Source organism: Citrobacter sp. Cf136 (genome assembly GCF_030333815.1).
Taxonomy (GTDB): domain Bacteria; phylum Pseudomonadota; class Gammaproteobacteria; order Enterobacterales; family Enterobacteriaceae; genus Citrobacter; species Citrobacter freundii.
Genome location: NZ_JAOWFE010000032.1, coordinates 1141153 through 1153298, shown reverse-complemented (window position 1 = coordinate 1153298; position 12146 = coordinate 1141153). Strand labels below are relative to the sequence as shown.

Sequence of the window (12146 nt, the reverse complement as noted above, 5' to 3'; positions counted from 1 at the left end):
CACAACCTCCGCCGCCTGACCACCGAGCAGAAAAGGTCAGGCAGCTGAGATTTCGGGAATGTTATGCCAGACGGGCCAACGGAAAGTAAACCGGGCGCCGCCAAGTTCACTTTCATCACAGACGACCGTCCCCCCCATAGCCAAAGCAATTGAGTGGACGATGGCTAACCCAAGCCCACAACCCCCGGTTGCCCGGTCACGGCTGGGGTCAAGGCGTACAAACGGTTCAAAAACCTGTTCACGAGCGTCTGGTGCAATACCGGGACCGTCGTCTTCCACTACCAGCGTGGCTTGATTGCCGTTCAACAGCAGACTGGCTTGCACTGTAGACTGGCAATAGCGCAGGGCATTGTTCAGCAAATTATCCAGGACCCGCTCCATCAGGCGCATATCCAACGCGCCGTAGTCGCCAGTTTCGAGATGACGTAAGTGCACCGCACGGCCAGGATTCACGCTTTGCACATCCTCCAGATGGGTTGTCAACCAAACAGGCAGGTCAGGTACGCTGAGCTTCAGTTCATTTTGCGGGCGATCCAGGCGGGCGTAGGTCAGTAACTCTTCGATCAACGCTTCCAGTTGGCCGATATCACGATTAAGCGCCTGAGATTCCTGCCCGGTGAGGTTATCACTCATTTCCAGCCGGTAACGTAAACGTACCAGCGGAGTACGAAGCTCATGGGCAATACCATCGATGAGCTGTTTTTTACTGGCGATCAGCGCATTGATATTGTCGGCCATTTGGTTAAACGCTACGCCCAGGCGCTCAAAGCTGGAACCGTTGTCAAAATGAAGGCGTTCACTCAGATGTCCTTCACCAAAACGTTGTGCGGCGGATTCGAGTCTTAGCATTTCTTGCCAGTGTGGACGCATCCAGATCAGTACCGGGAAGGCCAGTGAGATAGCAATAAACGCCATCAGCGCGATATCCAGCAGGCGCATTTGATGAAGAAAATAGAGGTAAGGAACCGGGCCGACGGCCAGCACATAATGGCTGCGAGGAATGCGTTGAATAAAGGTGTATTGATCGTCAAGTGCCACAATATCGCCTTCGCGCAAACGCTGCATGGTTGGGGCATCTAGTGTGTACTTATTCAGCGGTTCAACACGCAGGTCAAATGAGAGGTTTAAGTCCATCTCCTTCAGCGTCTTACCCCAATCGCGTGGCGGGATTTCGCGTAGTTCACTGCGCATCAGGTACAACGAGCTTTTCATCAAATCGTCGAGCGACTGTCTGCCTGCGCGTTCTGCGGTGAATTTGTATACCAGGCCGACCAACAGGGTCATCACCAAAAAGCAGACAAACAGCAGGAGGTAAAACTGCACAAACAGTTTCTTCATAAAAATCACCGAACGCTCAATAAGTTAGCGAGTTCTCGTGTCCCTCAGGGGAAAAGGGGCACAGCAATATCCGCCGATGCGTGGGAGCAGAAAGGTTATCTGATCACCATCTGGCGTGTTTATCCAGGCAGAGTACACTGTATAACTCTTTTCTGCATTCTTATGGCCCCTACGGGGGCGAAATGACCTTTCGCTTGATAACGCATTGCTTTGTACGCGGCAAGTTAATCAAAATCGGGATGGGGTTGTTCTGGCGTATGTTACGACCGCACCTAAAAGGTTACTGCGTTTCTCAACGTAGATTGTGTTGTTATATTCGTAGTTACCTTCGGGATAGCAAATTCTGATGTTAGTCCCGAGATCCGGATCGTCAACATCAGCCCCCGAACAGCTTTTAGAACTTCCTGTAGAGTAGGTGTATGGAGCGGTATAGGACGAGGGGACACCTGGAATGAACCAGGTTATCACCATAACTGTGATCACTGAAAACAGCACCATAGCAATGCTGATGCTACCAAATAATTTCAGATAAGTTTGGAAGGGACTTTTTTTCATTATCCCATTACCTACCAGAAATAGGGTGATTAAAAATGACACTGCCAGAGAAATAAGCATGAGGTATTTTGATGTGAGCGGATAGAGAAAAGTTGCTCTGTATATCGTTACCTTCCACCAGTAAAAAAGAAAAATTGCGCCGAGAGATAATACGGTGACAAAAAACAAATATGGATATGAGTATTTTCTCATCCCTGCGACTCCAGAACAATTTCTCCATTTGGATTTAATAAATTACCATTTGTTCTGAATAATGAAAATGATTCTCTTGTTTGAATTGTTAGGTACGCCGCAGACCAGAGAATTTCCGCTATTTCTGGGGATGTAGGCATAATAATAAAAGGGGTATTCTCACCCATGGCAGGGATGACTGACCTTGCGTATAATGGGTGACGAAATTTCCTGAAAAGTGCTGTGACTGAAAATATGAACCTCAATCGCTGTTGTTATTTGCTACTCATTTTTGCAGCGATCGGCTGCATTTTCACCGCTCACCCTCTTGTCATATGGTTTCTACTCGCCAACATACTGACGTTGCTGTTATACGGCGTGGACAAAATGGCGGCACGCAAGGACTGGCGTAGAGTGCCGGAATCCACATTGCTGGTGTTTGGCGTTGTGGGCGGATGGGGTGGCGCGATAGCGGGTCAACAAATCTTTCGCCATAAAACACAAAAGCAGCCTTTCAAAACCTACTTCATTATCAGTGTGATAGTGAGTATTTCTGTGATGGGCGTGGTTTATCAGTTCTATCCATTTTTACCTTCCTGAGTCTGGTTGGTGAATAAACTGCCGGTTTATCTGAGGCAGGAAATATACTTTTCACCTGAACGCCGCACAATTTCATCGGCATTTTGCGTAATATCTTTTCCTGCAAATGCGCCGTAAAGTTGCTTAAATTTCACTGTACTCAGTCTCTGGGTAATGTTGCTGACCGTTGCAGCTGGCAACGGTAGCATATTAGGGTAGCTCCACATAAAGGAGACGGCATGCGCACCTGGCGTAACCTGGACGATGTCGCCGGAAAGCACCACGCCTTCGTCACGCGCCCAGTGCAGGACGCAGCCTCCAGCAAAGTGTCCGCCGAGACGTATCACCGTGACGTCACGGGTTAACTCAATGGTGTCGCCATCCCAGAATCTAATCCACGGGCTGTCGCGCATTACCCACCTTCTGTCGCTGGCATGAAGGTAAATAGGCGCGTTAAATTCTGCAGCCCAGTCCTGCATGGTGGTGTAGTAATGAGGATGCGATATCGCGATAGCCTTAAGCCCGCCAAGGGACGTTATTAGCGTTTTTGTGGCATCGTCGAGCGAGGCAATGCAGTCCCATAAAATATTGCCTTCAGAGGTACGCAGAATAAACGCGCGCTGATCAATTGCAAAATCAGGAACGGTGCGGATGCTGAGGAGAGTACTGTCGTGTTGCTTCCACTTATTTGTATGCGATGCACACAGGGCGGTAAAATCGACCCATTCCTGTCCGCTCGCAGGGACATACTGGCGTTCATCCTGGCAGATATCGCACTGTTCCGGATGGGCACCAGTTACCTCATAGGATGTTCCACAGGTTTTGCATAACGTGATCATCGTGTCCTCCTTATTTACCGAACACAGTCAGCATGGCACACAGATACACAAGGATGTGCCTGTTAGTGCTCTACCCGTTAAGTCAGTGATGACGGATGTGGGAGGTTGTAGCTCAACCAAAAGAAAACAGGAATAATGCCGACACGGATCCTTTTGGTTACCATCTTCCAGAGAAAAATGAGGATATTGTTTGGAAAATCGCCTGTTCAACACCTGGCTCAACCGTTGGGGACTCACTCCAGATGGTGAACCGGTTGAAACGCACACATCACAGCTTTTGCCTGTAGTGGTCATCAGGGACGGTCAGAAAGCCATACTTAAAATCACTGACGATAACAGTGAACGGATCGGCTGTGAACTCATGGTCTGGTGGAACGGAAATGGCGCAGCGAAAGTACTTGCTCATGCAGCAGGGACGATTCTGCTGGAACGTGCGACAGGGACAGGGTCTTTAGCGGACATGTCCTGGACTGGTAACGATGCGCAGGCTTGTCGCATTATTTGCCATGCTGCCAGTAGACTCCATTTCTCCCGGAACGCGTCTACGCCAGCGTTAACACCTCTGCACCATTGGTTTAGCGACCTGGCTCCCGCCGCGAAAAAGCATGGCGGTATCCTGACGCGTTGTGCAGCGGTGGCAAATGTACTGCTATCTTCACCCCATAATGAAGTCGTATTACACGGTGACCTACACCACGGCAATATTCTTGATTTCGGAACGAGAGGATGGCTTGCTATCGATCCCAAAGGGCTGCTAGGCGAGCGTGGCTTTGATTACGCCAATATTTTTACTAACCCTGATCTTGCCGAACCCACCAGACCTGTTGCCATTGAGCCGGAAACATTCACACAACGAGTCAACATTGTGTCTGAAATCGCAAGAATTGAACGGCAACGTTTGCTGATGTGGATTGTTGCCTGGTGTGGGTTGTCGTCCGTCTGGTTTCTGCAAGAGGGGGACAGCGCAACGGTACCTCTGCGTATCGCGGAGCTAGCGATGGCGGAACTTGCTTCAGGTGATAATCAACTTTGATCTACGACACTGGGTTAGTAATTCTTAAGAGTTATCATTAGCCTGATCAACGTTATATTAATTAATCAGTGAGTGGTGGTGTGTTGTTTAGCTCAAATTTAATTGGCGGGAAACAATGAACGCATTGTTTTCATTATTTAAAAAACGCCCGAATATTCTTTTGTTGATGGTCTTACTCATCGGGGCAAACATCGTGGCGTGGCTGTGGGCTTTCACCTCGTTTAGCAACAACACGTCATTGCTTGCACTGAGTCTGATTGCGTGGTGCTACGGTTTACGCCATGCTGTCGATGCCGATCATATCGCCGCGATAGACAGCGCTACACGTAAACTCATGCAGCAGAAAAAACGCGCCCTGACGACGGGAGCCTGGTTTTCTTTGGGGCACTCCACCATTGTGGTACTGGCAAGCATTGGCATTGCACTGACCACCAGCGTGTTTAAGCAACATATGGCATGGTTTCAGAATGTCGGCGGTCTGATAGGAACTTCGGTTTCTGCCGCGTTTTTGCTGATTCTGGCTACCATTAATCTCATTATTTTCTGCCAGGTCTGGAAGGCATTCCGCCATCTTAAACGCACCGGTACTTACGATGGCACCACGGAAGACATTACAGTTTCAGGTCCTCTGAACTGGCTTTTCCGCTCAGCGTTTCGGTTGGTAGGCAAAGACTGGCATATGTATTTTGTCGGTTTTCTTTTTGGTCTGGGTTTTGATACCGCCACTGAAATTTCTTTGCTGGGAATTTCTGCTTCAAGCGCGTCCAGTGGCATGTCGGTTTGGTCAATTCTCGTGTTCCCGGCGCTGTTTACCTGCGGTATGGCGTTAATTGATTGTCTCGACAGTATTCTGATGGTTGAGGCCTACGGATGGGCGTTCAATAAGCCGCAACGCAAGCTCTATTACAATATGACCATTACCGGGACTTCCGTGATTGTAGCGCTATTTATTGGCGGACTGGAGGCGCTGGGGCTTCTCTCTGACGCGTTTTCGCTCCAGGGTGGTTTGTGGGATACCGTCAGCAATTTAAGTGACCATATGGGGAATGTCGGTTTTGCGATTATTGGCGTCTTTATCGGCTGCTGGATTATCTCTGCCGTAAATTACCGTTGGAAAAAATACGACGGGCTGACGTTTAGTTGACACAAAAGAAAGCCTTCCAGCAACAGGAAGGCTTTGATCTTTTTAGGACTGACTAATTCGCGTTCACGGGTTGTGGTTTTTCAGCACTCTTTTTCAGGAGCCTGTTAGCCAGCACGCCAGACATCATCGAACCGTTCACGTTTAATGCCGTTCTGGCCATATCGACGACAGGCTCGATAGCAATGAAAATCCCCACCAGCGCGACCGGGAAGTTCAGTGTTGAAAGGGCGATCAGCGCAGCAAATGTTCCGCCACCGCCTACACCCGCCACCCCAATAGAACCCAGCGCAATCGCAGGTAGCATGGCGAGCAAAAAATGTACTGATAGCGGATCAATCCCAATTGTTGGAGCAATCATCGCCACCATAATAGCCGGATAGATCCCGGCACAGCCATTTTGACCCATGCTGGAGCCGAATGAAGCCGCAATATTGGCAATGGTGTTTTGCACGCCAAATTTTTCTTGTGCGGAAATAGCCAGTGGAATAGATGCTGCACTGCTGCGTGAAACAAATGCAAAGGTTAAAACTGGCCAGACAGTTTTAAAATAGTGAACGGGATTATTACCGCTCAGAACCAGTATCAGTGCGTGGACGATAAACATCATCAGAATCGCAAGGTAACAGGCAGCAATAAAGCCTAACAGACTGGCAAATTGTTCAAATCGATACGCGGAAAATACGCCTGCCATTAATGCCATCACACCATAAGGGGTGAGAGCAATAACGATACGCACCATTTTCATCACCCAAATCTGGATAGCGTTAATGCCAGCACTTAATTTTTCACCTTCTTGCGGGGCGTCCTGTTTGACCTTTAATAATGCCATGCCGGCAAGTAGGGTGAAGATAACAATGCCAATGACGGAAACGCTTCTGGCCCCTGTTAGATCGAGGAAGATATTCGTGGGGATCAGAGATGTAACCAGTTTAGGCAGTGAAATGGCGGCTGTTTTATTTACATCGTCTGCCGTCAGCGTGGACTGCATATGAACAAACGCGCTGGCGTCCAGGCCTAATACATGCGCAGTCAACAGCCCAATAAAACCGGCAACCATTACCAGACAGAGCATGCATCCGACGATGGTTAACGACATTTTCCCAATGCCAGCGCTGTTTTCGAGCTTATTAATGGCTGAGAGAATAGAGATGAAAATCAGCGGTACCGCAACCAGCTTCAGTAAATTCACATAGCCGTTGCCGATAACATTGTACCAGTCGATAACTGTTTTTCTTTCGTCAGCAGCAATGAGATGCAGGGATAAACCGATAAGGGCACCCGTAAAAATAGCGATGAAGACGCTTTTTGAAAGAGAGTGACTTTTTTGGTTGATTCTGAAAATTGCCCATGAACAAACCAAAAAGAACGCGATATACGCGAGCGAAACGAACATATTGTAGCCTCTTGCCTCATTCAGCACCTGAAATGCCGGAAAGAGTTTTGTTAGTGCGAAAAAAACCGATGAACCATAAGGGTTCAGGACCGCGACGGATTATAGGGAGGGGGGAGGGTAACAGCCACACAAAAAGTGTGGAACGGCGTCGGATGGCGTTTGTATGCCTGTTCTGTAGACGATTTTAAGTGACAGTGTAACGTATTGTGAATAATCCAGCCGATCAATGAGATCGGCCCGATGGCATTACTTCTGTGGCTCGTCGTCCCAGGCGTGGGGTGCAAAGAGATAACCTTTGTTGCGCACTGTTTTGATTCGATAAGGTTCAGTCGCGTTATCGAGCAGTTTTTTGCGTAACCGGGAAATCGCGACATCTACGCTGCGATCCATGCCGTCATAGCTTACGCCACGTAGGTTCTTAAGCAACGCATCGCGGTCCATAATCTGCCCGGCATGGGTTGCCAACTCCCACAGTAATTCAAAATCAGCGGTGGAAAGAGAAACTTGCTCGCCGCCGAGCAGCACGGAGCGGTTGGTTGGGTCGATAGTGAGTGTGCCGAAGCGCAGCGTTGTGTGCGGTGTGATGGTCGCCGATTGAATGCCTTTAGACTGGGTAGAGTGCTCATTCTGACGCAGGTGCAGACGCAGGCGAGCCAGCAGCACCGCTGGCGGTGTGGTTTTCAGAATATAGTCACAGGCGCCCATTTCCAGTGCCAGGATATGATTCATGTCGCTGTCCAGCGAGGTGAGCAGGACAATCGGGCCTTGCCAGCGTCCGCGTAAATCTCGGCAGATAGTCATCCCGTCTTTGCCCGGCAGCATGATATCTAATAACACCAGATCGGGTTGAACGTGCAGGATTTTCTCCTCGGCCAAATCACCCCGAGGTTCAAGGATGACCTCAATATCATGCCGGGCCAAATAGGCTGCAATCAGTGAGCCAACTTCGGGATCATCTTCAACAAATACGATGGTGTTCATATCATTAATTTTTGAATATAAAACGCCAACATACACCGCCCTGATTTTTCCTTCCATTAATCTTTTCTAAACAAGAACGCTTCCGTTATGCTAGGGGCTGATGTTATTGATGTGTTAAGGCAGAGTGATGGGACTCGTTATAAAAGCGGCGCTCGGTGCGCTGGTGGTGGTGTTGATTGGCTTGCTGGCGAAAACAAAGAATTACTATATTGCCGGATTAATTCCGTTGTTCCCGACGTTTGCGTTGATTGCCCACTATATCGTAGCCAGTGAGCGTGGTGTCGAGGCGTTACGTACAACCATCATATTCAGCATGTGGTCGATTATTCCCTATTTTGTTTACCTCGTTTCACTGTGGTATTTCACCGGATTTATGCGCTTACCCGTTGCGCTCGGCGGATCAGTGGTGTGCTGGGGCCTGAGCGCGTGGTTGCTGATCTTTTGTTGGATCAAACTGCACTAACGCAGATGACGCCCGCCATCAAGGGCAAAACTACGTCCGGTGACAAAACAGCTGGTTAACAGATAGTCAATTAAATCAATGACCTCTTTTTCACCTGGTGCGGTTTTCATCAGTGATTTGTTCAGTGCCTGCTGGCGATACTCTGCATCATCACCCTCGTTAAACAGGATAAGTGAAGGGGCAATCGCGTTCACTTTCACTTCCGGTGCCAGTTTGCGCGCGAACGAGCGGGTCATATTATCCAGCGCCGCTTTGCTGGCAGCATAAGCAATGTGCTTGTCGCTGCCGCGCTCCACAACATAATCAGTAAAATGGATTATATCGCTGGCCGCGTGTCCATGACCGCGTAGCAACCCTTCCAGTGCATGGTTGAGCAGGTAGGGCGTATTGACATGAATCTGCATCATGGCTGACAGCACATCGGTCAGCGGTGTACCAGGCTTTTCTGCAAGCCAGGCACTGGCATTATGCACAATAGCACGCAAGCCATCCGTCTGAGCTTTGACCTCATCAGCAAAGGCCAGCACGCCTTCATCCGTGGAAAAGTCAGCAGGGATACAAATCGCGCCCGCTTCTCGCAGGCCGTCAATGGCAGGATAGTGCGTACGGTAGCTGACGATAACTGGCTGTTTTTGGTTCAGAAAGTGCCATGCGACGGCGAGGCCGATACGACGACCACCTCCGGTGATAAGAATTGGCAAAGGGTTTTTTTTACCCATCGTAATCTCCATATGTCGCGAACGATGGGTATAACGTTACCCCATCAGCATCCAGGTAGCCGGCACAGCAGCAACAAGCAGCAGGCCGATCAGCGCCATCTCCTGGCGTTTTAATACGTTTTCATGCGCGTGCGTTTTACGGGCATAAAGGAAAACCAGCAGTCCTGGCGCATACAGCACTACGGACAGCAGCAGGTGCATCGGACCTGACGCATACAATAACCATATGCCATAAATACTCGCCCCGATACCGACAGCTTTATGAATCGGACGGGTTGCAATTTTTAACAGAAATGCGCCGACCAGCAAATAGGGCACCAGAATCATCTCTGAGGCGATAGTCAATAACGTATTGTAGTCGGAACCAGTAAGCCAGATCAGCACCAGGCAGAGCTGTACGCAGATGTTGGTCAGCCATAGCGACGCCGATGGCGCGCCTTGCGCGTTCTGTCGCGCAAAAATGCGCGGAAACGCTTTGTGCGTGGAGGCGAGGAACGGCACTTCTGCCGCCATAATCGTCCAGCTTAGATAGGCGCCGCACACGGAAACAATCAGACCTGCGGCAATAATAATTTCGCCCCATGGACCCATCATTTTAACCATCAGACCGGCCATTGACGGGTTACGGATCTCCGCCAGTTCGGGACGTGCGACAACGCCCAGAGATAACAGGGTGACCAGCAGGTAAACGCCCAGCGCGGCAAGTACCGCCAGCAGCGTGGCGCGTCCGACATCGCGTTTGTTTCTGGCACGGGCAGAAACCACCACCGCGCCTTCCACACCGATGAATACCCACAAGGTGATGAGCATGGTGTTTTTGACCTGCTCCCAGACGGGAACGCCCAATGCAACGCCGGTAAAATCGAGAGTAAAGGTGTCGAGCTTAAACAGCATGAACGCCAGCACGATAAACAGACCCAGCGGCAGTAATTTCGCCAGCGTCGCGACCAGGTTAATACTGGCTGCCGTTTGCACACCACGCAGCACAAGGAAGTGTACGATCCACAGCAGCATCGATGCGCCCACAATCGACTGCCAGGTATTACCGTCGCCAAACAGACGTAACTCAGGCGTGTCGGTAAAGAAGCTGAGTGCAGAGAAGACAATGACCAGATACGAAACGTTGGCGATAACGGCACACAGCCAGTATCCCCACGCGGAGCAGAAGCCAATCAGCTCGCCAAAACCTTCACGCGCATAGGTAAAAATACCGCCATCCAGTTCAGGACGGATACGCGTCAGGATCAGCATGGCAAAGGCGAGCAAAAGAATACCCGCACCGGTAATCGCCCAACCAATCAGTAATGCAGCCGGGCTGGCTACTGCCGCCATGTTTTGTGGCAGGCTGAAAACGCCAGCGCCGAGCATTGAGCTTAAAACCAGCGCGGTCAGTGCGCTCAGACCCAATTTCTTTTCCATTTGTATCCAGTTACAAAAACGAGAGTGAGAGAATAATTATTTTGGCAAACCGCATAAAAATGGTGAAAGCCACTAAGGCGCGGGATTTTACGGAGAGAAGAGAATGCATGCAATGGGGATAGAGAGATTTGTGACTAATAGTGTGAAAAGTTGTCTTAATACTGCTGTTTTTGTTTTGTCTGGGAGCAGAACTGCGCGAAATTATCAGGTCTACAAGGACTGTAGACCTGATAATACATTGGGTATTACTTATACAGATCGGCGCTGATTGTCACGTTGTTACCACGTTCTGACCACTGGCGGGTGATGTGATAATACTTCGCGCCTTTTTTCGCTGCGCGTTTTGCTACCTGATAAGAAACTTCCGTCATGTTGCCGTAGTTACCGGTGAACTTGATGCTGTCGAACGGTACCATCATGGCGGCGGTCGCTTTGTTTAGTTCTTCAACTTTGGTTCCATCCGGTAGCGTGACAGTGTAACGTCCGCCTTTGGTGGATTGCGTTTCGAAGAAGCGACCGACTTCAGCACTCGGAGAAGCGGTAGTCGCAACGCCTGGGATCTCAACTTTCTTCGCGGCTTCGCCACCTGCTGCTAATGCGGCGCGTCCGGCATCAGAATCTGCTGGGATTGCATCTGGGCTTTGCACGACGCGTTTTTTCGCATCAGCTTTGTAGATGAATGCGGTAATACGCTGGTTGCCGCCCTGGTTGGCATCGACCTGACGCACGATATAGAAGGAATATGCACCTTTCTCTCTCGCAGCTTTGGTGATTGCATCGTTTACTTCAGGCTGGCTACGGTAGAAACCCTGTACCGTAACGGTATCGTAAGGTTCAATCAGAACGGCCTGATCTTTAGGCAATTCCATAACGCCGTTAATGATACGGTTTTTTGACGCTTCCGCTTTTTCAGCGTCAGCTTTATAGACGTCGGCAACAACGCGCCAGTTACCGCCGCTGCCAAAATCTGAAGTATCAACAACATAAAAGGAGGCTGCACCGTCTTTATCTGCACGGCGTGATACGGCAGCAACTGCATCACCGATAGCATTAAAACGACCGGTGACCACAATGCGGTCATAGGGTTTCAGGGCAGCCGCTTGCTCCGGCGTCAATTCTGTCGCTGCATTGACAGAAAAAGCAGTCGCAGAAATAAGTGCGGACGCCAGGAGAGTGTTCTTAAGCTTCATAAAAATAATCCTTCGCCTTGCGCAAACCAGGTACTGGTATTGTTATTGACTAGAAACGTCGCTGATTATTGCATTTAAATTGCGTCAGTGTCTGCGTCATTTTTCACTCATCGTGCCACCTGGCTTAACAACATCGATAACATTTTGTGATATGCCGAAAAATTCGGCGTTTGGTGACCAAAACTGATAAAGCAGTTGAATTTCATAAGTTAATTTAATGTTAATTAATTGTTTTTGGCAGGTACGTAATCATGTTTTGCCGCTTCGCTTAAGCGAATTATCAGCCTTTGTGGGCTATTTTTAGGGCATTTTATCTGTCTGA

Annotated in this window: 12 protein-coding genes; 4 read left to right on the top strand and 8 right to left on the bottom strand. The window is 49.4% G+C overall.

The features are described from left to right. Positions 1 to 36: 36 nt before the first annotated feature. Positions 37 to 1338 (bottom strand): two-component system sensor histidine kinase RstB, encoded by a 1302-nt coding sequence (gene rstB / locus OGV98_RS09900; RefSeq protein WP_048241640.1) that lies wholly within the window; start codon positions 1336 to 1338, stop codon positions 37 to 39. A 228-nt stretch (positions 1339 to 1566) separates the two neighbouring features. Continuing rightward, complete coding sequence (locus OGV98_RS09895; protein ID WP_210943578.1) at positions 1567 to 2085, bottom strand: hypothetical protein; 519 nt, start codon at positions 2083 to 2085, stop codon at positions 1567 to 1569. 234 nt (positions 2086 to 2319) lie between these two features. Between OGV98_RS09895 and OGV98_RS09890 the strand changes: the two genes are divergently transcribed. Further along, entirely contained in the window at positions 2320 to 2664 is a 345-nt protein-coding gene (locus OGV98_RS09890) for a DUF1294 domain-containing protein (RefSeq protein ID WP_003836397.1), read from the top strand. A gap of 26 nt (positions 2665 to 2690) precedes the next feature. Here OGV98_RS09890 and OGV98_RS09885 read toward each other — a convergent pair whose 3' ends face one another. After that, positions 2691 to 3482, bottom strand: coding sequence for an MBL fold metallo-hydrolase (locus OGV98_RS09885; protein WP_003028958.1), 792 nt, complete (start codon positions 3480 to 3482; stop codon positions 2691 to 2693). Positions 3483 to 3672: 190 nt separating this feature from the next. On the opposite strand from OGV98_RS09885, the gene OGV98_RS09880 reads away from it, so the two are divergent. Further along, positions 3673 to 4515: an aminoglycoside phosphotransferase family protein gene (locus OGV98_RS09880; protein ID WP_202580472.1), complete on the top strand. Its 843-nt coding sequence runs from the start codon at positions 3673 to 3675 to the stop codon at positions 4513 to 4515. A 115-nt stretch (positions 4516 to 4630) separates the two neighbouring features. Continuing rightward, the gene (locus OGV98_RS09875) at positions 4631 to 5659 is read left to right on the top strand and encodes a HoxN/HupN/NixA family nickel/cobalt transporter (RefSeq protein ID WP_061549078.1); all 1029 of its coding nucleotides are present in this window, start codon (positions 4631 to 4633) and stop codon (positions 5657 to 5659) included. A gap of 52 nt (positions 5660 to 5711) precedes the next feature. Here OGV98_RS09875 and OGV98_RS09870 read toward each other — a convergent pair whose 3' ends face one another. Together OGV98_RS09870 and rstA are read right to left on the bottom strand one after the other, a co-directional pair. After that, positions 5712 to 7052 (bottom strand): L-cystine transporter, encoded by a 1341-nt coding sequence (locus OGV98_RS09870; RefSeq protein ID WP_202580471.1) that lies wholly within the window; start codon positions 7050 to 7052, stop codon positions 5712 to 5714. Between the two features lie 246 nt (positions 7053 to 7298). Further along, positions 7299 to 8042: a two-component system response regulator RstA gene (rstA, locus tag OGV98_RS09865; protein WP_170926231.1), complete on the bottom strand. Its 744-nt coding sequence runs from the start codon at positions 8040 to 8042 to the stop codon at positions 7299 to 7301. Positions 8043 to 8160: 118 nt separating this feature from the next. Between rstA and OGV98_RS09860 the strand changes: the two genes are divergently transcribed. After that, the gene (locus tag OGV98_RS09860) at positions 8161 to 8496 is read left to right on the top strand and encodes a GlpM family protein (protein ID WP_044712364.1); all 336 of its coding nucleotides are present in this window, start codon (positions 8161 to 8163) and stop codon (positions 8494 to 8496) included. On the opposite strand, the gene folM is transcribed toward OGV98_RS09860, so the two are convergent. From folM to ydgH, 3 genes are all read right to left on the bottom strand, one after another. Continuing rightward, the gene (gene folM, locus OGV98_RS09855) at positions 8493 to 9215 is read right to left on the bottom strand and encodes a dihydromonapterin reductase (protein ID WP_016150208.1); all 723 of its coding nucleotides are present in this window, start codon (positions 9213 to 9215) and stop codon (positions 8493 to 8495) included. The genes OGV98_RS09860 and folM overlap by 4 nt on opposite strands. 36 nt (positions 9216 to 9251) lie before the next feature. Beyond that, the gene (locus OGV98_RS09850; RefSeq protein ID WP_003843569.1) at positions 9252 to 10634 is read right to left on the bottom strand and encodes an amino acid permease; all 1383 of its coding nucleotides are present in this window, start codon (positions 10632 to 10634) and stop codon (positions 9252 to 9254) included. 245 nt (positions 10635 to 10879) lie between these two features. After that, positions 10880 to 11824: a DUF1471 family protein YdgH gene (gene ydgH / locus OGV98_RS09845; protein ID WP_003028946.1), complete on the bottom strand. Its 945-nt coding sequence runs from the start codon at positions 11822 to 11824 to the stop codon at positions 10880 to 10882. Between the last annotated feature and the right edge of the window lie 322 nt (positions 11825 to 12146).

Excerpts from the sequence above, each read along its gene's own strand:
- folM (WP_016150208.1), bottom strand. The coding sequence starts at position 9,215 with ATGGGTAAAAAAAACCCTTTGCCAATTCTTATCACCGGAGGTGGTCGT.
- OGV98_RS09850 (WP_003843569.1), bottom strand. The coding sequence starts at position 10,634 with ATGGAAAAGAAATTGGGTCTGAGCGCACTGACCGCGCTGGTTTTAAGC.
- OGV98_RS09895 (WP_210943578.1), bottom strand. The coding sequence starts at position 2,085 with ATGAGAAAATACTCATATCCATATTTGTTTTTTGTCACCGTATTATCT.
- ydgH (WP_003028946.1), bottom strand. The coding sequence starts at position 11,824 with ATGAAGCTTAAGAACACTCTCCTGGCGTCCGCACTTATTTCTGCGACT.
- OGV98_RS09875 (WP_061549078.1), top strand. The coding sequence starts at position 4,631 with ATGAACGCATTGTTTTCATTATTTAAAAAACGCCCGAATATTCTTTTG.
- OGV98_RS09885 (WP_003028958.1), bottom strand. The coding sequence starts at position 3,482 with ATGATCACGTTATGCAAAACCTGTGGAACATCCTATGAGGTAACTGGT.
- OGV98_RS09890 (WP_003836397.1), top strand. The coding sequence starts at position 2,320 with ATGAACCTCAATCGCTGTTGTTATTTGCTACTCATTTTTGCAGCGATC.
- OGV98_RS09860 (WP_044712364.1), top strand. The coding sequence starts at position 8,161 with ATGGGACTCGTTATAAAAGCGGCGCTCGGTGCGCTGGTGGTGGTGTTG.
- OGV98_RS09870 (WP_202580471.1), bottom strand. The coding sequence starts at position 7,052 with ATGTTCGTTTCGCTCGCGTATATCGCGTTCTTTTTGGTTTGTTCATGG.
- rstB (WP_048241640.1), bottom strand. The coding sequence starts at position 1,338 with ATGAAGAAACTGTTTGTGCAGTTTTACCTCCTGCTGTTTGTCTGCTTT.